This window comes from Streptomyces sp. NPDC054757 (genome assembly GCF_053612185.1).
Map to the genome: position 1 here is coordinate 238,887 of NZ_JBSHBW010000006.1, position 25,471 is coordinate 264,357.

At 72.6% G+C, this 25,471-nt stretch carries 27 protein-coding genes and 1 pseudogene; 16 read left to right on the forward strand and 12 right to left on the reverse strand.

Features of this window, described 5'->3' with window-relative positions; all coding sequences use genetic code 11:
• Nucleotides 1-52: 52 nt before the first annotated feature.
• A complete protein-coding gene (locus ACWGKJ_RS11350; protein ID WP_385025530.1) occupies nucleotides 53-1,081 on the reverse strand; it encodes an aldo/keto reductase in 1,029 nt (342 codons plus the stop codon).
• A 113-nt stretch (nucleotides 1,082-1,194) separates the two neighbouring features.
• Here ACWGKJ_RS11350 and ACWGKJ_RS11355 point away from each other — a divergent pair, with 113 nt between their 5' ends.
• The 4 genes and pseudogenes from ACWGKJ_RS11355 to ACWGKJ_RS11370 form a co-directional block, all read left to right on the forward strand.
• Nucleotides 1,195-1,818 carry a TetR/AcrR family transcriptional regulator gene (locus ACWGKJ_RS11355; RefSeq protein ID WP_385025527.1) on the forward strand — a complete coding sequence of 208 codons (624 nt, stop codon included), beginning with the start codon at nucleotides 1,195-1,197 and terminating at the stop codon, nucleotides 1,816-1,818.
• A gap of 19 nt (nucleotides 1,819-1,837) precedes the next feature.
• On the forward strand, nucleotides 1,838-2,008 hold the full coding sequence (locus ACWGKJ_RS11360) for a 2OG-Fe(II) oxygenase family protein (protein ID WP_385025524.1): 171 nt from the start codon (nucleotides 1,838-1,840) through the stop codon (nucleotides 2,006-2,008).
• Between the two features lie 35 nt (nucleotides 2,009-2,043).
• On the forward strand, nucleotides 2,044-2,211 hold the full coding sequence (locus ACWGKJ_RS11365; RefSeq protein ID WP_385025521.1) for a hypothetical protein: 168 nt from the start codon (nucleotides 2,044-2,046) through the stop codon (nucleotides 2,209-2,211).
• 93 nt (nucleotides 2,212-2,304) lie between these two features.
• Nucleotides 2,305-2,767: pseudogene (locus tag ACWGKJ_RS11370) on the forward strand (amidohydrolase family protein); the annotation flags it as partial.
• A gap of 90 nt (nucleotides 2,768-2,857) precedes the next feature.
• Here ACWGKJ_RS11370 and ACWGKJ_RS11375 read toward each other — a convergent pair.
• Both ACWGKJ_RS11375 and ACWGKJ_RS11380 read right to left on the reverse strand, forming a co-directional pair.
• Entirely contained in the window at nucleotides 2,858-3,553 is a 696-nt protein-coding gene (locus tag ACWGKJ_RS11375; protein WP_385025518.1) for a class F sortase, read from the reverse strand.
• Nucleotides 3,554-3,661: 108 nt separating this feature from the next.
• Nucleotides 3,662-4,102: a hypothetical protein gene (locus ACWGKJ_RS11380; protein ID WP_385025515.1), complete on the reverse strand. Its 441-nt coding sequence runs from the start codon at nucleotides 4,100-4,102 to the stop codon at nucleotides 3,662-3,664.
• 462 nt (nucleotides 4,103-4,564) lie between these two features.
• Between ACWGKJ_RS11380 and ACWGKJ_RS11385 the strand changes: the two genes are divergently transcribed.
• Nucleotides 4,565-5,608, forward strand: a complete 1,044-nt coding sequence (locus ACWGKJ_RS11385) for a hypothetical protein (RefSeq protein WP_385025513.1) — start codon at nucleotides 4,565-4,567, stop codon at nucleotides 5,606-5,608.
• A 32-nt stretch (nucleotides 5,609-5,640) separates the two neighbouring features.
• A complete protein-coding gene (locus tag ACWGKJ_RS11390; protein WP_385025510.1) occupies nucleotides 5,641-5,976 on the forward strand; it encodes a hypothetical protein in 336 nt (111 codons plus the stop codon).
• Between the two features lie 32 nt (nucleotides 5,977-6,008).
• On the opposite strand, the gene ACWGKJ_RS11395 is transcribed toward ACWGKJ_RS11390, so the two are convergent.
• A complete protein-coding gene (locus ACWGKJ_RS11395) occupies nucleotides 6,009-6,485 on the reverse strand; it encodes an RrF2 family transcriptional regulator (protein ID WP_385025507.1) in 477 nt (158 codons plus the stop codon).
• A 62-nt stretch (nucleotides 6,486-6,547) separates the two neighbouring features.
• Here ACWGKJ_RS11395 and ACWGKJ_RS11400 point away from each other — a divergent pair, with 62 nt between their 5' ends.
• A complete protein-coding gene (locus ACWGKJ_RS11400; protein WP_385025504.1) occupies nucleotides 6,548-8,023 on the forward strand; it encodes an MFS transporter in 1,476 nt (491 codons plus the stop codon).
• 169 nt (nucleotides 8,024-8,192) lie between these two features.
• Nucleotides 8,193-8,813: an L-threonylcarbamoyladenylate synthase gene (locus ACWGKJ_RS11405; protein ID WP_385025501.1), complete on the forward strand. Its 621-nt coding sequence runs from the start codon at nucleotides 8,193-8,195 to the stop codon at nucleotides 8,811-8,813.
• Between the two features lie 42 nt (nucleotides 8,814-8,855).
• On the opposite strand, the gene bla is transcribed toward ACWGKJ_RS11405, so the two are convergent.
• Nucleotides 8,856-9,779 carry a class A beta-lactamase gene (gene bla, locus ACWGKJ_RS11410; protein ID WP_385025498.1) on the reverse strand — a complete coding sequence of 308 codons (924 nt, stop codon included), beginning with the start codon at nucleotides 9,777-9,779 and terminating at the stop codon, nucleotides 8,856-8,858.
• Between the two features lie 167 nt (nucleotides 9,780-9,946).
• On the opposite strand from bla, the gene ACWGKJ_RS11415 reads away from it, so the two are divergent.
• Nucleotides 9,947-10,822: a LysR family transcriptional regulator gene (locus tag ACWGKJ_RS11415; protein WP_385025495.1), complete on the forward strand. Its 876-nt coding sequence runs from the start codon at nucleotides 9,947-9,949 to the stop codon at nucleotides 10,820-10,822.
• A gap of 44 nt (nucleotides 10,823-10,866) precedes the next feature.
• Complete coding sequence (locus ACWGKJ_RS11420) at nucleotides 10,867-11,733, forward strand: serine hydrolase (protein ID WP_385025492.1); 867 nt, start codon at nucleotides 10,867-10,869, stop codon at nucleotides 11,731-11,733.
• A 103-nt stretch (nucleotides 11,734-11,836) separates the two neighbouring features.
• On the opposite strand, the gene ACWGKJ_RS11425 is transcribed toward ACWGKJ_RS11420, so the two are convergent.
• From ACWGKJ_RS11425 to ACWGKJ_RS11435, 3 genes are all read right to left on the reverse strand, one after another.
• On the reverse strand, nucleotides 11,837-13,288 hold the full coding sequence (locus ACWGKJ_RS11425; protein ID WP_385025489.1) for a sugar porter family MFS transporter: 1,452 nt from the start codon (nucleotides 13,286-13,288) through the stop codon (nucleotides 11,837-11,839).
• A gap of 224 nt (nucleotides 13,289-13,512) precedes the next feature.
• On the reverse strand, nucleotides 13,513-14,481 hold the full coding sequence (locus ACWGKJ_RS11430) for a pyridoxal-phosphate dependent enzyme (protein WP_385025486.1): 969 nt from the start codon (nucleotides 14,479-14,481) through the stop codon (nucleotides 13,513-13,515).
• A 100-nt stretch (nucleotides 14,482-14,581) separates the two neighbouring features.
• Entirely contained in the window at nucleotides 14,582-15,379 is a 798-nt protein-coding gene (locus ACWGKJ_RS11435; RefSeq protein WP_385025483.1) for an SAM-dependent methyltransferase, read from the reverse strand.
• A gap of 252 nt (nucleotides 15,380-15,631) precedes the next feature.
• On the opposite strand from ACWGKJ_RS11435, the gene ACWGKJ_RS11440 reads away from it, so the two are divergent.
• A complete protein-coding gene (locus ACWGKJ_RS11440) occupies nucleotides 15,632-15,817 on the forward strand; it encodes a hypothetical protein (RefSeq protein ID WP_385025479.1) in 186 nt (61 codons plus the stop codon).
• 61 nt (nucleotides 15,818-15,878) lie between these two features.
• Here ACWGKJ_RS11440 and ACWGKJ_RS11445 read toward each other — a convergent pair whose 3' ends face one another.
• Nucleotides 15,879-16,577 carry a FadR/GntR family transcriptional regulator gene (locus ACWGKJ_RS11445; RefSeq protein WP_385025476.1) on the reverse strand — a complete coding sequence of 233 codons (699 nt, stop codon included), beginning with the start codon at nucleotides 16,575-16,577 and terminating at the stop codon, nucleotides 15,879-15,881.
• A gap of 161 nt (nucleotides 16,578-16,738) precedes the next feature.
• Here ACWGKJ_RS11445 and ACWGKJ_RS11450 point away from each other — a divergent pair, with 161 nt between their 5' ends.
• From ACWGKJ_RS11450 to ACWGKJ_RS11465, 4 genes are read left to right on the forward strand one after another with little or no spacing between them, the layout of a single operon-like run.
• Nucleotides 16,739-17,698 (forward strand): dihydrodipicolinate synthase family protein, encoded by a 960-nt coding sequence (locus tag ACWGKJ_RS11450; protein WP_385025473.1) that lies wholly within the window; start codon nucleotides 16,739-16,741, stop codon nucleotides 17,696-17,698.
• Nucleotides 17,695-18,645, forward strand: a complete 951-nt coding sequence (locus ACWGKJ_RS11455) for an ROK family protein (protein WP_385025471.1) — start codon at nucleotides 17,695-17,697, stop codon at nucleotides 18,643-18,645. The genes ACWGKJ_RS11450 and ACWGKJ_RS11455 overlap by 4 nt, the downstream gene beginning before the upstream one ends.
• Nucleotides 18,642-19,364 carry an N-acetylmannosamine-6-phosphate 2-epimerase gene (locus tag ACWGKJ_RS11460; protein WP_385025468.1) on the forward strand — a complete coding sequence of 241 codons (723 nt, stop codon included), beginning with the start codon at nucleotides 18,642-18,644 and terminating at the stop codon, nucleotides 19,362-19,364. Before ACWGKJ_RS11455 ends, ACWGKJ_RS11460 begins: the two co-directional genes overlap by 4 nt.
• A gap of 58 nt (nucleotides 19,365-19,422) precedes the next feature.
• Nucleotides 19,423-20,898 (forward strand): sialate:H+ symport family MFS transporter, encoded by a 1,476-nt coding sequence (locus ACWGKJ_RS11465; protein WP_385025465.1) that lies wholly within the window; start codon nucleotides 19,423-19,425, stop codon nucleotides 20,896-20,898.
• 150 nt (nucleotides 20,899-21,048) lie between these two features.
• Here the strand turns inward: ACWGKJ_RS11465 and ACWGKJ_RS11470 are convergent, their stop codons facing one another.
• Nucleotides 21,049-22,167 carry a YeiH family protein gene (locus tag ACWGKJ_RS11470; RefSeq protein ID WP_385025462.1) on the reverse strand — a complete coding sequence of 373 codons (1,119 nt, stop codon included), beginning with the start codon at nucleotides 22,165-22,167 and terminating at the stop codon, nucleotides 21,049-21,051.
• Between the two features lie 245 nt (nucleotides 22,168-22,412).
• On the opposite strand from ACWGKJ_RS11470, the gene ACWGKJ_RS11475 reads away from it, so the two are divergent.
• Nucleotides 22,413-23,342, forward strand: a complete 930-nt coding sequence (locus ACWGKJ_RS11475; protein ID WP_385025459.1) for a LysR family transcriptional regulator — start codon at nucleotides 22,413-22,415, stop codon at nucleotides 23,340-23,342.
• Nucleotides 23,343-23,433: 91 nt separating this feature from the next.
• Here ACWGKJ_RS11475 and ACWGKJ_RS11480 read toward each other — a convergent pair whose 3' ends face one another.
• Nucleotides 23,434-24,192: a phosphonatase-like hydrolase gene (locus tag ACWGKJ_RS11480; RefSeq protein ID WP_385025572.1), complete on the reverse strand. Its 759-nt coding sequence runs from the start codon at nucleotides 24,190-24,192 to the stop codon at nucleotides 23,434-23,436.
• A complete protein-coding gene (locus ACWGKJ_RS11485; RefSeq protein WP_385025456.1) occupies nucleotides 24,189-25,289 on the reverse strand; it encodes a phosphate acyltransferase in 1,101 nt (366 codons plus the stop codon). The genes ACWGKJ_RS11480 and ACWGKJ_RS11485 overlap by 4 nt, the downstream gene beginning before the upstream one ends.
• Nucleotides 25,290-25,471: the final 182 nt, after the last annotated feature.

Here is a 25,471-nt window from a genome sequence, read left to right on the forward strand (position 1 = left end):
GGCGTGGACCCGCCCGCTGACGGCTCTCTCCTCCGGGGCCCCGGCGGGTGGGTCACGCGGCGGAACGCCCGTCGGCCGGGCGGCGGCGCAGGGTGACCTGCTCGATGGCCGGCGGGTTGTAGATCATGTCCAGCGCTCCGACGTCGGTGCCCGGGGGCACGATGGCGTCGATCCGGTCCAGGACGTCGTCGCTCAGGGCGGTCTCCGCGCCCGCGAGCAGATCGTCCAGGTGGTTCATGGTGCGCGGGCCGATGATCGCGGAGGTGACACCGGGGTGGGAGATCGCGAAGGCCATCGCCAGATGGGTCAGCTCCATCCCGGCCTCGTCGGCGAGCGGGATGAGCTGCTCGACCGCGTCGAGCCGCCGCTCGTCGACGAGGTGCTTGAATCCGAAACCTGCCCGGTGGGTGTCGGCCTGTACGCCCTTGCGGTAGCGGCCGGTGAGCATGCCGCCGGAGAGGGGGCTCCAGACCAGGGCGCCCATTCCGTAACGCTCGCAGACCGGCAGGACCTCACGTTCGATGCCCCGGTTGAGGATCGAGTACGGCGGCTGCTCGGTGCGGAACCGCTCCAGGCCGCGCCGCTCGGCGACCCACTGGGCCTCGACGATGTCCGACGCGGGGAAGGTGGAGGCGCCGATGGCGCGGACCTTGCCCGCGCGGACCAGATCGGTGAGGGCCGAGAGGGTCTCCTCGACGTCGGTGTCCGGCGCCGGCCGGTGGACCTGGAACAGGTCGACGTGGTCGGTCCCCAGCCGGCGCAGCGAGTCGTCGAGCGCGCGCACCAGCCAGCGGCGTGAGTTGCCCTGCTGGTTGGGGTCGTCCCCCATCGGGAGATGGGCCTTGGTGGCCAGTACGACATCGTCACGGCGGCCCTTGAGCGCCTTGCCGACGATCTCCTCGGACTCACCGCGCGAGTAGGCGTCGGCGGTGTCGACGAAGTTGATCCCCGCGTCGAGTGCCTTGTGGATGATGCGGACGGAGTCGTCGTGGTCGGGGTTGCCCATGGCTCCGAACATCATCGCGCCGAGGCAGTACGGGCTGACCTTGATACCGGTCCGGCCCAGTGTGCGGTACTTCATGGTTGCTCCTCCGGGGTGGGGACGTCCGCCGCAGCGCGCTACGCTGAGATAAGCGGAACAACGTTCCATACCTACGATACGGAACGTTGTTCCGGTTGGCAAAAGGAGCATCCATGAATGACGGCCAGACGACCGGGAAACAGCCCCGCCAGCCGGTACGCGCGGATGCGCAGCGCAGCATCGACGCCCTGCTCACCGCGGCAGCCGAGGTGTTCTCCGCGTCAGGCGTGGACGCCCCGGTCCGGCAGATCACCGCACGGGCGGGGGTCGGCGCGGGCACCCTCTACCGGCACTTCCCGCAGCGCTCGGACCTCATCGCCGCGGTCTTCCGCAAGGAGGTCGACGCCTGCGCCGCCGCCGCGCCCGCACTCGCCGCCGAGCACCGGCCGGTCGAGGCCCTCACCCGGTGGCTGCAGCGCTTCGCGGGTTTCATCGCCACCAAGCGCGGTCTGAGCGCGGCCCTGCACTCGGGAGACCCCGCCTACGACAGCCTGCCGTCCTACTTCCAGCGGCGTTTCGAGCCCGCGCTCGGAGCGCTCCTGGACAGCGCAGCGCAGGCCGGCGAAATCCGCCCCGACGCCGACCCCCTGGACCTGCTGCGCGCCATCGGCAATCTGGCACTGCCCGCCGGGGAGGACAACGACGGTCACACCCAGCGCATGATCGCCCTGCTGGCCGACGGACTCCGTTACGGCGTCCGTACCGAATCCCGCCGATGCGGGGACGCATCCCGGTAGGTTCGGCCAAGACCGACCGGTGCCCGGCGGGGAGACGCCTGTCGACCGGGGCCGGATGGGCATGGGGGCGCACACCGACTACGGCATCGTCACCGTGCTCTGGGCCGACCGGGTGCCGGGGCTGCAGATCCTCGATGAGGCATCCGCATCCTGCGCCAGATCGACTTCGACGGCACATCGAACCTGCTGATCGTCGCCGTCTCCCTGGTCGCCGGAATGGTCCCGGTGACCGCACCGCACATCTACGACCGGCTGCCGGCCGGGGCGCGCACCGTCTTCGGCAGCGCCATCACCTGCACCGCGCTCTGCGCCTTCGCACTGAATCTGCTCTTCCACCACACCCGGCGACGCGGCAAAGCGGCACCGGCCACCGCCACGCCCTCTGACACCTGAGACACAGCCGGCACCACCGCGGCCGCACCGCCGAGGAGAGAAACGGCCTTGCCGGACACCCGACTTGTCATCGAGAACTGCGCCGTCGCCACCATGGACGCGAGCGGCACCGAGTACGCATCCGGCCACGTCGTCGTCGCCGGTCACCGCATCGAGTCGGCGGGGCCGGGCCCCGCGCCCGCGGATCTGACCGGAGTGGCCCGGCGGGTCGACGGCGACGGGCAGCTGCTGACTCCCGGGCTGGTCAACACACACCACCACTTCTACCAGTGGATCACCCGCGGTCTCGCCCAGGACTGCGACCTCTTCAGCTGGCTGGTCGGCCTCTATCCCGTCTGGCTCGGATCGACGAACCGATGGTGCATGCCGCGGCGCAGGGCTCCCTGGCCGCTCTGGCCTTGTCCGGGGTCACCACCACGGCCGACCACCACTATGTCTTCCCCCGCGGTGCCGGTGACCTGCTGGGCGCCGGGATCCGCACCGCCGCGGACATGGCCTACGGTTCTTGCCCACCCGCGGCTCCATGGACCGGGGTGCGTCGGACGGCGGGCCGCCTGGCCGAACTCGCCGGACTCGGCACTCCCCCGTACTCCTCGCCGGGTTCACGGGTCCCCCGGACCGGTCGGTCCTGACGGCCCGTCTGCCCTCAGCCCTCCCCGGTGAGATGGGCGTAGGCGACGACATTGCCGAGATAGTGCCCGCTCTTCCTGTCGAACCCGCCGCCGCAGGTGATGAGGCGCAGTTCCGGCCGTGCGGCAGTGCCGTAGACCTTCCGGTTGGGGAACTCCTGCGCCGTGTAGGCCTCGACAGCGTCGATGGTGAAGACGGCGGTCGCCCCGTCGGCGCGCTCCACCCGGACGGTGTTGCCCTTCTTCAGCGACCCCAGACCGTAGAAGACGGCCGGGCCGTGCTCGTCGTCCACATGGCCGGCGATGACGGCCGTGCCCATGGAGCCGGGGCTGGCGCCGTCCTGGTACCAGCCGGCCAGGTTGCGCGCGTTGTCCGGCGGGGCCGCCAGACGGCCGCCCGCCTCCAGGCGCAGCGCCATCAGCGGGGCGTCGACCCCCAGGGCGGGAATCCGTACGCGTTCGGGTACGGACGGCGGCAGCGGCGCGACCGGCGGTGTGGCGGCTCCGTCGGCGGCGGACGCGCGGCCGTGGGCCGGGAACCCCTGGGCGGCTCCAGGCTGCGGCGGCGGTCCCTGGGCCAGTACACCGTTGCTGATCAGCGCGACCGCAAGACAGACCGCGAGGGTGACCAGCATCGCGACCGCGCCTCGGCGCACGGTGCCGGTGGTCTCCGTGGGTGGGGGGCGTACGCCTGCGGGGACATGTCGGTCCACGGTGTTGCCTGCCTGACATACGGGCCGGGGCGGGCGGGCGCCTCGTGTGCCCCGGGACAGCGCCCGGGGCACACGAGGGCACGGCTGTGTCCGGCGGACGGACCCTGGTCAGGTCTGGCGGTCGCCGCGGCGGCGCAGCAGCAGCGAACCGGCCCCGACAGCGGCGAGCAGACCGGCGCCCAGGACGATGTCCTTGCTGTTGACGCCCTGGCTGGTGCTGCCGCTCCCGGTGTGCATGGTGCCCGACGGCATCTTGGCGTCGGGGCAGATACGGGCGGCGTCCGATGCCAGCGCGTTGGCGTTCGACCGGAGCTTGTCGAGGTTGTCCTGCTCGGCCTTGCCCGGGTGCCCGCCGCCGGCTGTCTGGTCCTTGTAGTCCTTGAGCGCGGCCTGGTACTCCGCCTCGGCCTTCTGGGCGTCCGAGGTGGCTTTCGAGCAGGCCGCACTGGTCTGCGGGGCCTGGGACACCGCGGCGTGGGCCGTGGGTGCGGTCAGTACGACTGCCGCACCGAGAGCGGCCGTACCCAGAAGCGCATGTATAGAACCCATGATCCAACCTTCCGCGAGTACGGATGCAGCACCTGTGCACCGCAGACGATCGGGTCCGCACTCACAGACCCGATCACAGCGCAGCCATCGCCGCACAGCTCCCTGACCACCCATCAGGCCCAGCGGCCCGCCCGGCCGTTTCCCCTGCCATCCCGCTTGTCGTCGCAGTTCAGAGGCGTGAGCGGCGCCCGGCCACGACACCGGCAACGGCCCCGCCGATCGAGTGACCCGGCCGTCCGCGCGGGTGGGTGTCCGGCCGCGGACACGCGGAGGTGAAGCAGAGGGAACTTTCGGCCACGGCTCTCAGGCAGGGACGGACGCCGCTCCCCCTCCGCGGTCTCTCACCGGGGAGTGGAGGCGCGATCTTCCCGCCGCGCTGTCGACAGGCCGAACCGCGGGCGCGGCGACAGACTGGCCTGGCCGGCCCGCACGTCCGGCACCGTACAGAGACAGGAGCCGCAGATGCCCCCGGACCCGGACCTGGATCTGGACACCGCGCACGGCCCGGCGGGCGCCGGCCGCCGCTCGGTCCTGCTGAGCGCGGCGGCGCTCGCGCTCACCGCCGCATCCGGATGCTCGGACACGGCCTCCCGTACGTCCCGCCACCCGCGGCTCTCGGCGCCCACCGCATCCGGTTCGTCATCGGCGGGCGCCACTGCACCGGTGGCCGGGCTGCCGCACACGACGGCCTGGCGGCCGAACGCGGCGGACGTCGATCCCGGTGTGAAGCTGCGTGCCGCACAGCTCATCGAGGCGCTCGGCACCTGGCAGGCAGGCGGCGGGAGCGTGGCCAAGGCGCGGGCCAGGGTGACCGCGCTCGGTCTGCCCGGTGCGCTGGCCGATCAGGCCGGGCCCCTGCTCTCCGGCGCCGACGAGGCAGTCCTCCAGGTCGTCGACGCGCAGTACGGCGGCATCCTGACCGACTCCGCGAGCGTCCTGGTCGTGTGCCGGCAGTGGTCCCGGTCCGGTGGCGGCCCGGTGACCGGCGGCGGTACGACGGTGGACGTACGGCTGAGCCGGGCGCGCCCGCGCTGGTCGGTGACGGCCCTCCACCCGGCTGCTCCCGGTCCGCCGTCGCGGTCCCTGTCCGACACGGCCCGCAGGGTCCTCGCCGACCGCCGTATCAGCCTGCCGCCGGCCTCCGCCGCCGATGTCCGCAGCGGCCGCGTGCACACCAGTGCGCTGAAGGCGATGCTCCGGCTGGCGGGCAGCTACCGCATCGATGTGAGCGTCGTACGGTCCGGGCACCCGCTGGACGTCTTCGGCACCCACCGGCCGAGCGACCACCCGCTCGGCCGCGCCTTCGACGTGTGGCGGATCAACGGCCGCCCCGTCGTCGCCGCTTCGACACCCCGCTCGCTGATCGAGTCCTTCATGCGGGACGCGGCGGCGGCCGGCTCGTACAACGTCGGCGGGCCCGTCCGGCTCGGGGGCGGAGCCACCGCGAACCAGTTCTTCTCGGATGCCACCCACCACGACCACGTCCACGCGGGCTTCACCAGCTGACGGCCTGCCACCACCGCATACAGGAGCCCCTCATGCCTCCGCCCTCCACCGGACCGGCCGGCGCGGACACCTTCCTGGCCGTCTGCGGTCACACGCATCTGTTTCCGGGGGCCCGCTGCCGTATCCAGGGGCTGCCCGATCCGGGCGGGTTCGCCGCCGGTCCGGTCCCGCTCGACCTGGTCCTGCGGTTCTCCGACGGGGTGACCACCGAAGCGGAGCTGCGCACCGGGGACCCGGCCGGCCCCGTACTGGCCGTCCCGGCCTACACCACGGGGGCCGGCACCATCGTCGGCGGCCGCGCCTGGCTGGTCCGGGAGTTCACCGGGGCGGGCGACGCGGCCGAGCTGACGATCGGCCGCCACGCCTGAGGCAGGCTCAGGCGCCGTTGCCGTGGAGCGGACTACGACCGGGCCTCTTCGAGGAGGCGTGCGTTGCGCTCGCGGACCTCGGCGGGGAGCCGGCCGACGACGTCCTGGACCGTGGCCGAGCGCAGTGAAGCGCGCCATGCCTCGTGGGCGTCGGCCATCACCGACGCGAATCCGCACGGTCCCGGGCACTCGTGGGGGGCCAGCGCCCCGGTGCCCCGTCTGCGGATCTCCTGGCAGAGGAACGGCGGGGCCGCGCCCTCGACCGCCTCCAGTATGTCCAGCACCGTGATCCCCGCGGCCGGACGGCCCAGTTGGTAACCCCCTTTGGGGCCGGTCAGCGCAGACAGCACACCGGCCCGGGTCAGGGCCTGGAGGTGCTTGGCGAGATAGGTCTCGGGGAGGCCGTAGTGAGCGGCCAGCACATCCCTGCGTACGGGAGTGGTCACGGATGCCTGCGCAAGCAGGGAGACACAGTGCAGAGCCCATTCCACGCCTTGCGACAGTTTCATGGAAAGGAGTATACGTATCCCGGACATCAAAAGTCTCTAATAGAATCCTTGAGGGAGCATCAGTGACGGAACCCAACCCCCCGCACGCCGAAGGCGCGGCCACACTCACCGTGCTGCTCTCGGCGTGGTTCCTCGCGCAGTTCGACTTCTTCGTGGTGAACGTCGCCGCACCGTCCTTCACCCAGGGGCTCGACGCGAGCTCCACCCAGCTGCAACTGATCGTCGCGGGCTACGCGTTCACCTACGCGGCCGGCATGATCACCGGCGGGCGCCTCGGGAGCCGGTTCGGATACCGCCGGGTGTTCGTGACCGGCGTCCTCGCCTTCGCGGCGGCCTCGCTGCTCTGCGGAGTCTCGGCCAGCGCCCCGCAACTCGTGGCCGCGCGGCTGCTCCAGGGCCTCACAGGCGCGGTCATGGTGCCCCAGGTGCTCGCGATGATCACCGCCATCTACCCGGCGGAGCGACGTGGGCGGGCGCTCGGCTGGTACGGAGTCGCCGGCGGGGCGGGCTCCATCGCCGGCCAGGTCTTCGGCGGGCTGCTGCTGAGCGGGGACGTACTGGGGCTCGGCTGGCGGGTGATCTTCCTGATCAATGTGCCGGTCGGTGTGGTGGCAGCCGTGCTCGCCGTCCGGGTGCTCCCCCGCGTGGAGACCACGAGGGCCACGGGCCAGGACCCGCTCGGCGCCGTCGCGATCGCCTGTGCGCTCGCCCTCGTCCTCGTTCCGCTCTCGCTCGGCCATGCGGAGGGCTGGCCGGCCTGGACCTGGGTCAGCCTCGGCGCGGCCGTCCCGGCCGGCGTGGCGGCGGTGGCCTGGCAGCGCCGACTGCATTCCAGGGGCCGCTCGCCGGTGGTGGATCTGACGCTGTTCCGGCAGCCGTCGTTCGTCACGGGCATCGGGGCCATCACCGCCTTCATGGCCTACTTCTCGTCGTTCATGTTCACCCTCACCCTGCTGCTGCAGCGCGGCCGCGGCCTCAGCGCCTTCGAGGCGGGGCTCGTGTTCGCGCCCATGGGCCTGATGTTCTCGACCACCGCGCTGCTGGGCTCCCGCGCCGTGGCCCGGTACGGTCCGCGCGCCGTCGTCGCCGGAGGAGCGACCGTCGGGCTCGGCCTGCTGCTGCTCGCCCTGCTCCCGGACGCCGGGGGCGCGAGCCTGGGGTGGATCCTGGTGGCGCTGGTGCTGGTCGGTGCCGGAAACGGGCTCGTACTGCCGCAGCTGATCGGTCTGGCCCTGGTCGACGTCTCGGCCGACCGTGCGAGCAGCGGGAGCGCCGTGCTCTCCACGGCCCAGCAATTCGCCGGGGCCGCGGGGGTCGCCCTGATCGGTGCGGTCTTCTTCGCCGCCCCCGGCACGAACGCGGGGACCCGCCGTTCGGCCTTCATCGACGTCGCCCTGATCGTGGTCGTCACCCTGCTCGTCGCCTGGACGACGCGCACCGGTCGCAGCCGGGAGGGCGGGGGGCGCCCCCGCACCGTCACGGCACCCGCGCCGGCCGCGGCCCGCCCGCCCTCCGACTCGCTCCCGCACGGCAGTTGACCTCCGGCCGGTGTGGCGGCCGCCCGATGCCGGGGTACGGTCCGCCACCCGCGCCCGCCGGAACGGCGCGAACGGCCGCAACGGAGCGGCACGAGGACACGCGCGGGGCGGGAAGCCCTGCCCCGTCGCGCTGCCGACCGTCGCACCGGCGACCGCGTACGCTCGACGGATGGCGAAGTATTTTGATGTGCACCCCGACAATCCGCAGCGGCGCACCATCAGCACGGTGGCCGAGAGTCTCCGTTCCGGTGCGCTCGTCGCGTACCCGACCGACTCCTGTTACGCGCTGGGCTGCCAGCTCGGCAACCGTGACGGCATCAGCCGTATCCGTACGATCCGCAACCTCGACGACCGCCACCACTTCACTCTGGTGTGCCAGGACTTCGCCCAGCTGGGCCAGTTCGTGATCATCGACAACGACGTGTTCCGTGCGATCAAAGCAGCGACCCCCGGCAGCTACACCTTCATCCTCCCGGCGACCAGGGAGGTGCCGCGTCAGCTGCTGCACCCGAAGAAGAAGACCGTCGGGGTCCGGATTCCGGATCATGTCGTCGCTCAGGCGCTGGTCGCCGAGTTGGGTGAGCCGCTCCTCTCCAGCACCCTGCTGCTGCCCGACGAGGAGGAGCCGATGACCCAGGGCTGGGAGATCAAGGAACGGCTCGACCATGTGCTGGACGCCGTGGTCGACTCGGGCGACTGCGGGACCGCGCCGACCACGGTCATCGACTTCTCCGGCGGTGAGCCCGAGATCGTACGCCGGGGGGCGGGCGACACCGCACGGTTCGAGTGACCGCCGGGTCCACGCTCCCCGGCAGTCAACCGGTCGTCGGCGTCACGCAGTTGGCGTGAGCAGACCGGCCACCAGCCCGGCCGCCCTGGCCACCAGCGCGTCGTCCGCGGCTGCCTCCTGGTCGTGCTTGGTGGAGAGCACCGACAGCACCAGCGGCGACCGCTTCGGCGGCCACACGACGCCCACGTCGTTGGTGACGCCGTAGTCCCCGGTCCCCGTCTTGTCCGCGAGGACCCAGCCGGCGGGCAGGCCGGCCTTGAAGCGTGCGCCGTTGGTGGTGTTCGCCGTCAGCCAGCCGGTCAGCTTCTCGCGGTGAGCGGGGGTCAGGACGCCGCCGACGACGAGGCGGCCGATGGTGGACCCGATGGCACCGGGGCTGGTGGTGTCCGTGACCCGCCACGGCTCCGCCGAGTTCAGCTCGGGCTCCCAGCGGTCGAGCCGGGTCGTGGTGTCCCCGATGGAACGGCAGAAGCGGGTGACCGCGGTCGGGCCGCCGAGTTCGGTGAGCAGGAGGTTGACCGCGGTGTTGTCGCTCTCGCCGAGAGCGGCGGCGCACAGCTCGGCGACGGTCATGCCATGGGCGATGTTCTCCGGCTTCCCGGTGACCGGGGCGTTGCCCGACTTCCTGACGAGCGCCTCGGTGTACCGGATGCGCTTGGCCAGGAACTCGCCGTCGTGGTCGAGGTCGCGCAGGACGGCCCCGACGGCGGGGGCCTTGGACACCGAGCACACCGGGAAGCGTTCGCGGGCGCGGTAGAGCACCGTCGCGCCCGTGGCCAGGTCACGGGCGAAGACGCCCAGCCGGGCCGCGTGCTCGTCCTCAAGCGCCCGCAGCCGGCGGGAGATGTCGTCGCCGGGCGATACGGCGTAGGCCCGGCCGGCTGTGGGCGCCAGGGCGGCCAGGGCCGTACCGGCGCCGAGGGCCAGTACGGTCCTGCGGTTCGGAGCGGATTCGGTGATGCGCACGGTGGCCTCGTTCCTTGTCGCGTGGTCAGGAAGGTCCGGGACGCGCCGGAGATGCGGGGCGGCCCGGATCCGCACAGCGCACAGTCAAGTCGGCCGGCCGGATCCATGTCGAATACACTCTCAGCCTCAGAGCGATTCGATCTGGATATCTGCGCACGTCGGAGGGCATGTTGCTGACCGAACGGCATCTGGAGATCTTTGTGGCGCTCTCGGAGGAGGAGCATTTCGGCTCTGCGGCGCAGCGCGTCGGAATCACCCAGCCGCCGCTCTCCCAGGGGCTGCGCCGGCTCGAAACACTGCTGGGTGTCCGGCTGTTCGACCGTGACCGGGGCGTCGCGCTCACCGACGAGGGAGCACTGCTGCTGCCGCACGCGCGCCGGGCCCTTTCGGCGCTCACGGAGCTACGGGACGCGGGCGCCCGCGAGCAGGCGGACGGGCGTCGGCTCAGGCTGGGGCTGGCGCCGGAGGTCCCGGCCCGGGTCGCGGCCGCTGTGGCCGCGGCGCCCGTCCGCGCGGGCGAGCGGAGCCGGATCGCGGTGACGACGGCGCCGACCGTCTCCCTGCTGTCCGAGACCGCTGCCGGCCGGCTCGATCTCGCGGTGATCCGGCATCCGGCGGTCCTGCACGGTCTGGCGGCGGACCGGGTGGTGCTCTTCCCGAGCTGGGTCCTGTCGCCCGCGGACGGGACAGCGGGCGCCCCGGGGGCGAACCGGCGGCTGCCGGTCGCCGTACGCCCGCGTGACGAAGCCCCCGCGGCGCACGATCTGTTCGTCGACACCCTGGCCAGCCGCGGGCGCCGCGTCGAGACCCTGGTGGTGTCCGACGAGCGGGCCGGGCTCGCGCTGGTCGCGGCAGGGCAGGCCGTGCTGGTCACGGCCGACGAGACCCTGACCGCCGACGGCGTCGAGCGGGTCAGGGCGACCGACCCGCCGCTGCCCCTGCGGCTGCGGGTGGTGTGGGACGGGCGGCGCCCGGACTGCGAATGGACCGCGCGCACGGCTCAGTTGGTCGTCGAGGCCCTGTCCCTGCAGGCGGCGAAGTGAGCGGGGCCGGGCGGACGAGCGGTGTACAGCGCACGATCCGCTCCATGTTCGCCGACGCGGGGGTGCGCGGCTGGCTGCACGTGGCCGAGGTGCGGCGCCCGGCGGCGTACGTCGCGGTCGATCCCGACGAGGCGGTTCCGGTCGGGTCCGTGTACAAGCTGCCGCTGATGGTCACTTTCTGCCGGCTGGTGGACGCGGGGGCGCTCGACCCCCGGCTGCGGGTCACGCTCGGAGCCTCGGACCGGATGCCGGGTCCGACCGGTATCTCCGTACTCCAGGACCCGGTGACCATCTCGCTGCGGGATCTGGTCGCCCTCATGATGACCGTCTCCGACAACACCGCGGCCGACGCCCTGCTGCAGCGGATCGGCACCGCGGAGGTCGACGGGGTCTGCCGGGACCTCGGCATGCGGGACACCGCCGTGCTCGGCGGGGTGGCCACCGCGTTCGCCCGGCTGGTGACGGAGACCGGGGCGGATTCGCTGAGCGCCGCGATGGAACGCATCTCGGACAACGACACCACGGTGCCGCAGGCCGTCTACGACCCCCTGTCCAAGGCGTCGGGCACCCCCGCTGACATGGCCCTGCTGCTGCGGGCGATCTGGACCGGCCGGGCGGCCTCGGCCGAGAGCTGCGCGTTCATGCGCCGGGTCATGGGAAAGCAGCCGTGGACCCACCGGCTCGCCTCCGGATTCCCCTACGACGACGTGACCGTATCGGGCAAGACGGGGACCTTCGGTTCGATGCGTCACGAGGCCGGGGTGGTCGAACTCGCCGACGGCAGCGCCTACACCGCTGTGGTGTTCACCCAGGCGGCCCGTGCGGACAGCAGACTGCCCCGGGCCGACGCCGTGATCGGGGCGGCCGCCCGGGTCGCGGTGGAGGAACTGCGCGGCAACGAGGGCCTGTGACGGCGGCCGTACGGGACCGGCCGCCGCCGGACAGCTCCTGGCGTCATGGACACCGGCCCCGGAGAGACGGCACCGGGGCGCGGCGGGCGTCCGGGCCCGGCCGTCAGACCGCGGTCTGCCCGGCCGCCGGGCGCTGGTAGGTCTCGCCCGTCATCGACTCCAGCTCCAGCTGCTTCGTCTCCGGGACCTTGCCGCGTACGAAGAAGAACGAGGCGAGAGCGAAGAAGGCGAACGTGCCGTACAGCCAGGAGAGGCCGACCTGGCGGGTCATCGGCTCGAAGGCGAAGGTGACGATGAAGTTGAAGATCCAGTTCGACGCGGTGCCGATGGCCAGCGCCATCGCGCGCATCCGGTTCGGGAACATCTCCGCCAGCATGATCCACAGGATCGGGCCCCAGGAGAGCGCGAAGAAGACGACGAAGGCGTTCGCGCCGACGAGCGCCAGCGGTCCGTAAGGGCTGGGCAGGGAGACATGGTCGCCGCTGCCGTGCTGCTGGGAGAAGGCCACCGCGGTGAGCAGCAGCGAGAGGAACATCCCGAGGGAGCCGATGGTGAGCAGCCGGCGGCGGCCGACCCGGTCCACAAAGAGCATGGCGACCACCGTCATCACCACATTGATCCCCGCGGTGATCACCGAGGTGGTGAACGAGCTGGACTCGCTGAATCCGACCGACTTCCAGAGGGTGGTGGAGTAGTAGAAGATCGCGTTGATGCCGACCAGCTGCTGGAACGCGGCCATGATGATGCCGACCCAGACCAGCGGGTGGAGCCCGAACCGCTTGCCGCGGATGTCGGCGAACGTGCTGCGGTGTTCCTTGTGCAGGGTCTCCCGGATCTGCTGGACCTTGGCCTCGGGGTCGGCCTCGCCGGTCACCCGCCCGAGGACTCCGGCGGCCTTGCCGTACTCGCCCTTCAGCACCAGATAGCGCGGGGATTCCGGAATCAGCATCGCCAGCAGGCCGTACACCAGCGCCGGAATGACACCGACCAAAAACATCCAGCGCCAGGCCGCCATGCCGAACCACAGGTTCTGCGACGCACCGCCGGCGGCTCCGGCCAGGCCCTTGTTGGAGCTGAGCACGACCAGCTGTCCCACGGTGATCGCCAGCTGCTGCAGCGACCCCAGGGCGCCCCGCCCCTTCGCGGGAGCCACCTCGGAGATGTACGCCGGGGCGATCACGGAGGCGATACCGATGGCCAGTCCGCCGATCACCCGCCACACCATGAGGTCGGGTACGGAGAACGCGGTGGCCGACCCCACGGAGCTGATGATGAACATCACCGCTCCGAGCACCATCACCCGCCGCCGTCCCCAGCTGTCCGCCAGCCGCCCCGCGTACCAGGCGCCCACCGCGCAGCCCAGCAGAGCGATGGAGACGACGAAGCCGGAGAGGAAGGAGCCGAGATGGAAGTGCGAGCCCAGCGCGTCGACCGCGCCGTTGATGACGGACGAGTCGAAGCCGAAGAGGAATCCGCCGACCGCGGCGGCGATCGAGATGCCTACGGCTTTACCGCCCCGGTGCGGTGCTTCTGTGGGAGGAGCCTTCTCGGCCATGAACACAATCACCTGACTGACATCGTTGTCCGGCACCGCTTCCACGCTCTGTGAAAGCGCGCCTTGCCTTGGGTGCCGCAGCACCTTTACGGCGCTCGCGTACCCACATGGAAACATGCCAGTCCCCCGCAAACCTGTGATTTATGACAGGTCCGGAGGCCGGGGGCGAACCGGTGCCGCGGCGCCTTCCGGCTCCGCCGCACCCGCCCCGGACGGTCGGACGGTCAGCTTCCGCAGAGTTCGGCGAAGCGCTGTGCGCCGATGTTTCCGCCCGAAATGATCACGCCGACGCGCCTGGGGAGCGGGTCGATCCGGCCCGCCAGCAGGGCGGCGAGACCGGTGGCACCGCTGGGCTCGATGACGATCTTCAGCCGTTCGAAGGCGAACCGCATCGCGTCGCGGATCTGGTCGTCGGTCACCAGCTCGATACCGTCGACCAGCCGCTGGTTGACGGAGAAGGTCAGCTCGCCGGGGATGTCGGCGGCCTGGCCGTCGGCGATGGTGCGCGGTACGGGGATGGACACCCGCCGGCCCGCCTCCAGGGACCGCTTCGTGTCGTCCCCGGCCTCCGGTTCGACACCGATCACCCGGATACGGCCGTCCAGGCCCTTGGCCGCGGTCGCGCTGCCGGCCATCAGCCCGCCGCCGCCGACCGGCACCACCAGCGCGTCGAGCTCCCCGGCCTCCTCGATCAGTTCGAGTGCGGCGGTGCCCTGCCCGGCGATGATGTGCGGGTGCTCGTACGGAGGGATGAGCGCGAGGCCCCGGTCGGCGGCCAGCGCCTCACCGATGGCGACGCGGTCGCCCGTGTACCGGTCGTAGGTGACGATCTCCGCGCCGTAACCGGCGGTGGCGTCCAGCTTCGACTGCGGGGTGTCCTCGGGCATCAGGATCACCGCAGTGGTGCCCAGCTCCTTGGCGGCGAGGGCGACGGCCTGTGCGTGGTTGCCCGAGGAGTACGCGGCGATGCCCTTGGCCACCTGGGCCGGTGACAGCCGGGAGGCGGCGTTGTAGGCGCCGCGGAACTTGAACGCCCCGATCCGCTGGAAGTTCTCGCACTTGAGGAGGGTCTCCGCACCGACGAGCCGGTCCAGGGTGCGGGAGCGCAGCACCGGGGTGCGATGGGCGACGCCCTTGATCTGCGCGGCGGCGTCGCGGACATCGTCGAGGGTGACCGGCAGTGCGTGTGTCATACGGAGGGCTCCAACAGGGCTCGCGGGATTGGAGGTTGAGGGCTGGGATGGCGGTGGGCCCCTCCGGCCGGGGCGGCCGGAGGGAGCGGCTCGACCGGGGTCAGGGCTTGCGGGCCACGCCCGCGTACATGTTCGTCCCGTTCTCGGGCGGCACCACGTCACCGGCGTCGGGCCGCCATGACGTCATCGGCACCACGCCCGGCTCCACCAGGTCGAGCCCGGCGAACAGGGCTTCTACCTCGGTGCGGGTCCGCAGATACATGGGGATGCCGCGCTCGGTGTACTCGCGCGCCAGCGCCCCCGACTCGGGGGCGAGGTCGCCGGTGGCGAGGGTGACCGCGAGATAGCTGCCGGATGCCAGCGGCTCCATCAGCGTCTCGATGAGACCCTGTGCGTCCTTCACGAACTGGAGCATCGCGATGACCGTCAGCCCGACCGGCTCGTCCAGATCGAGCGTCTCGTGCAGGGCGGGGTCGGCGAGGAGCGTCTCCGGGGCGGTCATGTCCGACTGGATGTACGAGGTCCGGCCCTCGGGGGCACTGCGCATCAGTGCGTCGGCGTGGGCGAGGACGATCGGGTCGTTGTCCACGTAGACGATGCGTGCTTCCGGGGTCGGCCGCTGGACGACCTGGTGCAGATTGGGTTCGGTCGGGATGCCCGTACCGATGTCCAGGAACTGGCGTATCCCGGCCTCCGCGGCCAGCCAGTGGGCCATCCGCCGCATCGTCGCCCGGTTCGCCAGCATGCTCGTCCGCAGCCCCGGCCAGGCGAGGAGCGATGCCTCGGCGGCCACCCGGTCCACCTCGTAGTGGTCCTTGCCGCCGAGGATGTAGTCGTACACCCGCGCCGAGTTCGCCCGGTTGCCCTGCAGCGCGTCCCGGTCGTCCTGCTCGCTCATCCCCTACCGCCCTTTTCGCTTCTCGCTGTTGCGCCCTGTGCTCCGCTCCGGTGGCCGAACGGCCTGCGGCGAGCATAGACGCCATGGCCCTCCCGATGATCTCCCCGGGAGCCACCGGCTTCGGGCTGCGGGCCGGGGCATCCCTCTCCCCCGCCCTGCCGCCGTCATGGCCCGTACGCCCCCCATCGGGCTCCGCGGCCGGGGCGGGCCGAACCTAGACTGGAGGGTGAAGGTCATGACGGGAGGCTTCCCATGACTACGTTGCAGGACAAGGAGTTCTACGCGCGGGACAGGCCCGACCACCCCGTGCTTCCGGAGGACCGGCCGCGAGGCGGCGGCCCGAGGGAGCCGATGCGGCACCGGGGGACCTGGACCAGTGCGGCCATCGTCATCGGCATCATCGTGCTGATCATGGTGGGTGTGGCGCTCTTCCCGTAATCCGGGACACGGGGCCGCACAGCGGCAGGCAGGGGGCCACGCATCGGCCACGGCCCGAGCCTCAGTCCGTCGCGCCGGGCACCGCGAGCCGCTCCCTGATGCCGTCGAAGTGGGTACGCATGGCCGCGCAGGCGCGCGGACCGTCGCCCGCCGCGATGGCGTCGACGATCTCGCGGTGCTGGGCGAGCGTGGCCGCCGGGTCCTGGTGGCCGTCGCCGGTGTCGTCGCGCACCTGGTCGAGGGCGGCCCAGAAGGCGTCGAGCACTTCGCTGAGCAGATGGTTGCCGAGGGACCGGTACAGCACGAGATGGAAGGCACGGTCCGTTGAGCGGACGATCCGTCCCTGCGCGGCCTCGGCCTCCATGTCCGCCACGATCGCCCGCAGAACCGCCAGATCCTCATGAGGTACGGACGCCGCGACACTGTCGATCAGCCCGGCCTCCAGCGCCTCGCGCACCCGCATGAGTTCGTAGAGGCCCGGCTCGCCGTTGCGGTGGCGTACGGCGGCACGGAAGGCGAGGCCCTCGACCAGCGGGGCCGGCGAGAGCGTGCCCACGAAGGTGCCGGAGCCGCGGCGTATCTCCACGACCCGCAGCGCTTGCAGCGCCTTGAGCGCCTCGCGGACCGTGACCCGGCCGACGCCGAAGAGTCCGGTCAGCTCGGCCTCCGTGGGGAGCGGGCTGCCGGGTGACAGTCCGCGGTCCAGGATCAGTCGGCGGATACCGGCCTGGACGTCCTCGGACGCGGTACTGCGGGCCACGGGGGCTCCTTTCCGGGGCCTGGAATGTGACGGGGGTCACTTTGACGACGTGCACCAGGTGAGGGCTATTCTAACCGCAAGACATAGGACATCTGATGTCTCATGTCAGGGAGAGGAACTTGAGAACTCTCCGGCCCCCATGCGCACCAGGAGTAAGCCCCATGGCACTGACCGCCCCCCTTCGCGGGGTCGTACCGCCCGTCTGCACCCCGCTCGACGCCAACGGGGAGATCGACACCGACTCGCTCTCCCGGCTGGTCGGGCATCTGATCGGCGGAGGGGTGCACGGCCTGTTCGCGCTGGGGTCGACCAGCGAGGTCGCCTATCTCACCGACGCGCAGCGCGCGACCGTCCTGGAGACCGTGGTCCGTGCCGCCGCCGGCCGGGTCCCCGTGCTCGCCGGTGTCATCGACACCACCACCGCCCGGGTCGTCGACCACGCACGGACCGCGGCCCGGCTCGGCGCGGACGCACTCGTCGCCACGGCGCCCTTCTACACCCGCACCCACCCCCGGGAGATCGCCGGCCACTTCCGGCGCATCCGGGCGAGCGTCGACCTGCCGCTGTTCGCTTACGACCTCCCGGTCTCGGTGCACAGCAAGCTCTCCGCATCCCTCGTACGCGAACTGGCCGAGGACGGAACCCTGGCCGGGCTCAAGGACAGCAGCGGTGACGAGGGCGGGCTGCGGCGGCTGCTCGTCGAACTCGGCGGCCGGGACGGCCGGAGCCAGGGCCCCGTCCCCCGCTTCAGCGTCCTCACGGGCTCCGAACTCACCGTCGACGCCGCGCTGCTGGCCGGTGCCGACGGCGTCGTCCCCGGCATCGGCAACGTCGACCCCGCGGCCTATGTACGGCTCTACGAGGCGGCCCGTGCCGGTGACTGGAGCCTGGCCGCCGAAGAGCAGGAGCGGCTCGTCTCGCTCTTCGGCATCGTGGACGTGGGCCCCGAGGCGGAGATGGGGCGCAGTTCGTCGGCGCTCGGCTCCTTCAAGGGCGCTCTGCGGCTCCTCGGTGTCATCGACTGCGGCGACACCGCGTTCCCGCAGATCCAGCTCAGCGCTTCATCCGTCGAGCTCATCGCCGCGCGGCTGCGTGCGGCCGGGCTGACCCCGGCCCGATGACGACGGCGTACAGAGATCCGCTCCCGGCGGGCCCCGTCATCGGGCTCGACCTGGGCGGCACGAAGATCGCCGCCGCCCTGGTCGGGCCGGACGGGTCGGTGCTCGCCCGGCACACCCTGGCGACCCCGGCGGCCGACGGCGCCGATGCCGTACTCGGCGCGCTGCGCCTCGCCGCCCGCGCCGTCGACCGCGGCGCGACGGCGGTCGGTGTGGCGGCGGCCGGTGTGGTGGACCCCCGTTCGGGCACCGTCACCAGCGCCACCGACACGATCCGCGGCTGGGCGGGCACCGCCCTGGGGGCCCGGCTCGCGGAGCTCACCGGACTTCCGGTCGCCTGTGACAACGACGTACGCGCCACCGCCGGACCCGAGCTGGCAGCGACCGGCGGCGCGCGTGCGTCGCTGCTGTTCGCGGCTGTCGGGACCGGGGTCGGCGGCGCGCTCGCCTGCGACGGGCGGATGCTGCACGGCGCCGCCGGCATCGCGGGCCATCTGGGGCATCTGCCGAGCCCCGATGCGGCCGGACTCGACTGCACCTGCGGCGGCGCGGGGCACCTCGAAGCGGTCGCGTCCGGGCCCGGGATCACCGCACTGTACGAGCGGCTCGGCGGGCAGCCGGCCGGCCGGCTCCAGTCCGTCGCCGAGCGGGCGTCGGCGGGCGACAGCAGCGCCGTACGCGCCATCACCACGGGCGCCCGGGCAATGGGCCGGGCACTCGGCGGCCTCGCCAACACACTGGGGCCCGACCGGGTCGTCGTCGGCGGCGGTGTACCGGGGATCGGCCCGCTCTACTGGGACGCCCTGACGGACGCCTTCACCGGCGAGCTGATGCCGCCACTGCGCCGGCTGCGGCCCGTCGCACCCCTGTACGGCGCCGACGCCGCGGTGATCGGCGCCGCCGCCCTGACCACCACCGTCCCTCTGCACAGACCGGGAGCCCTCCTGTGAGCACACCGCCCACCACGCCGTCCGGCACCTCTCTCCGTACGCGGTCCGCAGCACTGGCCGATGCGCTCCGGGGCCGGCTCATCGTGTCCTGCCAGGCCCCTCCCGGCGACCCGATGCGGGAGACCGGCACCCTGGTCCGGCTGGCGAGGGCCGCCGCCGCGGGCGGGGCCGCCGCCGTACGCGCCAACGAGCCCGATGTGGTGGCGGCGATCCGGGAGGCCGTGGCCCTCCCGCTGATCGGACTGTGGAAGGACGGCGACACCGGTGTGTACATCACGCCGACCGTCCGGCACGCCCTGGCACTCGTGGCGGCGGGGGCCGATGTGGTCGCGGCCGACGCCACCGCCAGGCCCCGCCCCGACGGCAGCACCTTCGCGGAGCTGACCGAAGCGGTGCACACCGCGGGCGCCCTGGTGATGGCGGACGTCTCCACCCTCGAAGAGGGCGTCACCGCCGCCGCCGAAGGCGCGGACCTGGTGTCGACCACCCTCTCCGGCTATGTTCCCGGCTCCCCGCGCCAGGACGGCCCCGACCTGGACCTGGTCGCAGCCCTCGCGGGCGCGGTGGATGTCCCGGTCGTCGCCGAGGGCCGCATCCGCGATCCGCACGAGGCTGCCGCGGCACTCGCGCACGGTGCCCACAGCGTCGTCGTCGGCACTGCCATCACCGCGCCCACCGCCCTGACCGCCACGTTCGTCTCGGAACTGGCCAAGCGATAGCGCATCACCGCCTGCCCGTCGGCTCAACGCCGAGTCCGTCCGGCATTCTGGAGGCACCGTGCACAACAAGACCCAAGCCACGCTCCCCTGGTACCGCGAGGTATCCCGCACCCAGTGGAAGTCGTTCTTCGCCGCCTGGATCGGCTATGTCCTGGACGGTTTCGACTTCGTCGTGATCACCCTGGTCCTCACCGAGATCAGCGACGACTTCCATCTGAGCACGGTGCAGGCCGCCAGTCTGGTCTCGGCCGCGTTCATCACCCGCTGGCTCGGCGGGGCCGTGCTGGGCGCGCTCGGCGACCGGTACGGGCGCAAGCTGTCGATGGTCGTGAGCATCCTGCTCTACTCGCTCGGCACCTTCGCCTGCGGTCTGTCGTGGGACTACACCAGCCTGTTCGTCGCACGTCTGGCGATCGGCATGGGCATGGCCGGTGAGTACAGTGCGAGCGCCACGTACGCCATGGAGAGCTGGCCGGCGCGGCTGCGCAATCGGGCGAGCGGCTTCCTGATCTCCGGCTTCTCCATGGGGTCGGTGCTGGCAGCCCAGGCGTACAAGTGGATCGTGCCGGCCCTGGGCTGGCGCTGGATGTTCTACATCGGCCTGGTGCCCATCGTGGTCGCCCTGTGGCTGCGGCGCGCCCTGCCCGAGGCCCCGGAGTGGAGCGAGTCGGTCAAGGAGCGGACCGCGAAGCCGAATCCGTTCCGCCCGCTCTTCGCCACGCCGGTCCTGGCCACGGTCAACACGGTGCTGGTGGTGATCGCGACCGTCACCCTGTTCGCCGTCTTCACCCCGACCGGCGCGGGGCTCGTCCCGCTCCTCTCGGTGCTGGCGGGGGTCAGTCTGCTCGCCCTCGCGGTGCAGCTGGGCGGCCGGCGCAGCTGGCTGCTGTATGTGTCCATGATCGTGACCGTCTTCTTCGCCTTCCTCTACACCTGGCCCATCCAGGCGCTGCTGCCGACGTATCTCAAGACGGATCTGGGCTACTCGCCGGACCAGGTCAGTGATGCCCTGTTCTTCGCCGGGTTCGGCACGATGGCCGGCTGCTGGCTCGCCGGGTTCGTGGGTGACTGGATCGGCACCAGGAAGGCGTACGCGTTCACGCTGCTGGCGTCGATGGTCTTCGTCTTCCCGGTGTTCGCGGTCCATGACAACCTGCTGCTGCTCGGCGGGCTGCTGTTCGTGCTGCAGGCCCTCAGTTTCGGGATCTCCGGGCTGCTGCCGCGTTACATCGGCGGCCACTTCCCGACCGAGAGCCGTGCGGCGGCGCTCGGCTTCACCTACAACGTCGGGGCGCTCGGCGGCGCGGTGGCCCCGGTGCTCGGCGCACATCTGGCTTCGGGGATGCCGCTGGGCAGGGCACTCGCCGTACTGACCTTCGCGGGCACGGTCCTGGTCGTCCTGCTGGTCGGCTTCGATGTGCCGGCGCGGCTCAACAGGCTGACGGACCCGGACGGTGTCCGGGACCACCTGGCGGCGGAACTGCCCGGTGCTCCGGCCGCCCCGCAGGCGGAGCAGCAGCGGACCCGGGCCTGAGACCCCGGCACCCGCGACACCCCGGCGGGGCAGCCACCGATGGCTGCCCCGCCGGGGTGTGCTGCCTTTGCGGTTCCGCTTCGAGGGGGCTCCGCCTCAAGGGGGTTCCGCCTCAAGGGGGCCGCGCGGCGGCGGCCCCGGTGTCCGCGGTCAGGTGGTGAGCAGGACGCCCGCGTAGCTCACCGAGGCGATGACCACCCAGGAGGCCAGGCCGAGCGCGGCCGTCCTGGCACCGGAGCGGGCGAGCGACGGCAGATGTACGGCGCTGCCGAGGCCGAAGAGCGCCATGGCCAGCAGGAGCTGCTGTGCGGTGTCGGCTGCGTCGAGCACTCCGGTGGGCAGGATGCCCGTGCTGCGCAGCGCCGTCATCGCCAGGAAGCCGACCACGAACAGCGGCACCACGGCGGGGCGGCGGGCACCCGTCGCCTGCTCGCCGCCGGCCGCCTCATGGGCGCGGCGCCTCCGGTGGGCCACCGCCACCGCGGCGACCAGCGGTGCGAGCATCGCCACCCGGATCAGCTTGACCATCACGGCCTCGCCGAGCGCGGTCGGCCCCGCGGTCTGCGCGGTGGCCACGACCTGGCCGACATCGTGGACACCGGCGCCGACCCAGCGGCCGAACTGGAGGTTGTCCAGGCCGAGCGGGTGGTGCAGCAGAGGCAGGACCGCGATGGCGAGGGTCCCGCACAGGGTGACCAGCGCGACCGAGGTCGCCACGTCGGCCGCCAGCTTCTCGTCGTCCTCGTCCTTGCCGAGCGCCCCGCTGACGGCGCTGATGGCGGAGGCACCGCAGATCGAGTATCCGGTGGCGATCAGCAGCGGCTGGTCACCGGGCAGGCCCATCTTCCGGCCCAGCCACCAGGTCCCGAAGAAGGTCGCGAGGACCACGGCGAGCACCATGGTCACCGTCGCCCAGCCGAGGCCGAGGACATCTCCGATGCTGAGCTTGAGTCCGAGCAGCACGATGCCGCCCCGCATCAGCCGCTTGCCGGCCGTCGAGAGTCCGGCCCGGCCCCGGCCCCGTACGAACGCGTGCACCCCCGGGATGTGCGCCGCGACGACCCCGAGCACCACGGCGGCCGTCAGCATCGGCACGCCGGGCAGCAGGGCGTGCACGCCCTCGGCGATGCCGAGTCCGACGACGGCGAGAGCGAGCCCGGGAGCGTTGCGGCTCACCGGTCCCGGGGCGGACGCGCCGCCGCCGGGTGACGGCTTCGCCGGCTGTCGGCCGGGGGACGGTGACGGGGTGCGTTCCGTACTCAATGTCATGATCACCAGCGTGTGGGGGATCCGCCGGGCCCGGTAGACGCGAATCCGGGACCAGGCCATAGGGTTCCCCTATGAAGGTTTTCCTATGAGGGCCGCACCGCGCGAAGGACGCCACACGGGCGCGCCGGACGGCGGGTGCGGCACCACGGCGCAGGGCGTACGGACGGCAGGCGGGGTCCCGGGTGCGCCCCCCACAGCCCAGGCCGTACGGACGGCGTGCGCGGTACGAGAGGGAGGCGGCACCGGTGAGTGAGCGCGGCGAGACCCAGGACGGCGGGCAGCGGCCGCTGCCCGATCTGCAGTCGCTGCAGTTGCTGGTGACCGTGGCGGAGACCGGCAGCCTGGGCAGAGCGGCGGCCCGGATGCTCATCAGCCAGCCGTCGGCGAGCGCGCGGATGCGGACGCTGGAGCGCCATCTCGGGCTCCACCTCCTGGACCGCTCCACCGCCGGGTCCCGGCTCACGCCGGCCGGGGCGGTGGTGACGGACTGGGCCCGCGCGGTGCTCGAACAGGCCGCGGCCCTGGTCGAGGGCGCCGCGGCGCTGCGCTCCCGGCAGGACAGCCGGCTGCATGTCGCCGCCAGCCTGACCATCGCCGAGGAGCTCATGCCGGGCTGGCTGGTCACCCTGCGGGACAGCGCACCGGACGCCCATGTGGGGCTGACCGTGACCAACAGCTGGGGTGTGGTCGAGGCACTGCGCCGCGGGGGCTGCGATCTGGGGTTCGTCGAGGGGCCCCGGGTCCCCGAGGACCTGCACCGCTCGGCGGTGGGCCGGGACCGGCTCGCCGTCGTGGTGGCGCCCGGCCATACGTGGACTCACCGGCGCAGCGCCCTGACCGGCCGGGAGCTGTCCGACACCCCGCTGCTGCTGCGGGAGGCGGGCTCGGGCACCCGGGAGACGCTGGAGCGGGCGCTGCGCCCGTACGACGGAATCGCCGTACCGGTACTCGAACTCGGCTCCACCGCCCCGCTGCGCAGCGCCGCCGCACGGGGTCTGGCCCCCGCGGTGCTCTCCGCCCTCGCCGTGCGCGAGGACGTGGCCTCGGGGCGCCTCGTCGAGGTCGAGATCGACCCGTCCGTCCGGCTGCACCGGATCCTGCACGCGGTCTGGCCCAAGGGCCGTGAACTGCCGGAACCGGCGCTCCACCTGCTGCGGGTGGCCAAGCAGCGGTAGGGCGCGACCCGGTACGAAGGTTGTACGGGGCCTGGGGCGGGCGGCCGGGCACCCCAGGGGGGTGCCCGTCCGGGGCCCGGCCGGGACTCGGCTACCCGCGCAGTACGTCCGGCAGGCGGCGGACGGAGTCGACGACGTAGTGCGCGCCGGCGGCGCGCAGCTGGGGTTCCGTGTGGGCCCCGGTCAGCACGGCGACCACGAGCCCCGCTCCGGCGCGCAGACCTGCCTCGATGTCGTACGGAGTGTCGCCGACGACCACGGTGTGGTGGACGGAGGGAGTCCCGGTGCGCAGGAGCGCGGTGAGCACCATGTCGGGGTACGGGCGTCCACGGCCCGCGTCGGCGGGCGAGAGCACCGCGTCGGCGAGGTCCGCCCAGCCGAGCGAGGCCAGCAGGCTGTCCCGGGTCCGGGGCGAGAAGCCGGTGTTGAGGACGACGGCGACGCCGGAGGCGCGGAGGGCCTCGATCGTCTCGCGTGCGCCCGGGATCGGCCTGCACCGGCCGGCGGCGACGAGTTCCGCGTAGGCGCGCTCGAAGAGGTCGTTGGCCCGCTCCGCCGCCTCCCCGTCGCCGAAGAGATGCCGGAACACGGAGATCTTGGACTCCCCCATGGTGGCGCGGACATGCTCCATCATGCGCGCGTGGGACGCGCTGCCCTCCGGCACGTCCATCTGGCACAGGGCCTGGACGAAGGCGTCCTCCACTGCGCCCGCGTCGGTCACCGTCGTACCGGCCAGGTCCAGCACCGCGAGGCGGATTCCCTCGGGTGACCCGGCGCGGTGGGCGGCCCGGGGAACGGCTCCGGGCGCGGTGGCCGGGGATGTCGCGGGGGCAGGGGTCGGGGGTGTCACGGGCACGGTGCTTCCTCCGGTGCTGGGGTGCTGGGGACGCTGTCCGTCTGTAGTCCGGCCGCCAGGGCGAGGGCCGCGATGTCCGGTCCTGTGCAGCCGCGCGAGAGGTCGTGCAGGGGTGCGGCGAGGCCCTGGAGCAGTGGGCCGACCGCGGCGGCGCCGCCGGCCCACTGGGCGATCTTGTAGCCGATGTTGCCCGCGGCGAGGCCGGGGAAGACGAAGGTGTTGGCCCGGCCAGCCAGCTCCGACGCGGGCGCCTTCGAGCGGCCGATCGCCGGGACGGCCGCCGCGTCGTACTGCAGCTCGCCGTCGACGGCGAGTCCGGGTGCCGCGGCACGGACCAGGCTCAGGGCCTCGCGGACCCGGTCCACCTGCGGATGTGAGGCGCTTCCCTTGGTACTGAAGGAGAGCAGGGCCACCCGGGACGGCTCACCGGTCAGGGCGTGGTGGGTGGCCGCGGTGGCCAGGGCGATGTCGGCGAGTTCCCTGCTGGTCGGGTCGACGACGACCGCGCAGTCCCCGTAGCCGATGAGGCGGCCGTCGGGCATCACCATCAGGAAGCTGCTGGAGAGGGTACGGATGCCGGGCGCGAGACCGACGACGTAGAGCCCGGCCCGCAGGACGTCCGCCGTGGGGCGGTTGCTGCCGGCGACGCACGCGTCGATCTTTCCCAGGCGCAGCGCCGTCGCGGTGAGGAAGAGCGGGTCGGCGGCCAGCTCGCGCCGTACGCCGGGCGTAAGACTGCGCCGGGCGGACAGCGCGTCCGCGAGGGTGCCGGCGCAGTGGTCGTCGGCGGCGAGCGCCGCGGGGTCGAGCAGGTCGAGCCGGTCGGGGTCGTCGGGCAGCTTCAGCCCGAGTTCGGCCGCGCGGGCGTGGATGCGGGCCGGGTCGCCGACCAGGACCGGGGTGATGGCGTGCTGTTCGGCGAGGTGGACCGCGGCCCAGAGCGCCCGCGGGTCGGTCCCCTCGGCGAGGGCGACGCGGGGCCGCCTGGAGGCGGGCCGCAGCCGTTCCGCCCAGGTGTCGAGAAGGTGCTGCACGGCGGCACCGGCCGGTCCCGCGGGGGGCCGCGCCGGGGCGAGCGGGTCGATGAGCATGGGGGTGCTTCCCTTGGCGTGGGCGGTGCGATCGGGAGTGCGACGGGGCCGGGTGCGCCGTGCGCATGAGGGGCGCGCGCGGCACACCCGGCCCCGTGCCGGGCGCGGGGGCCCCGGTGCCGGGCAGGGCAGCCGGGTCCGGGACCCCCGCGGTCTCGGCCGGCCCCGCGGTGCGAGCGCGG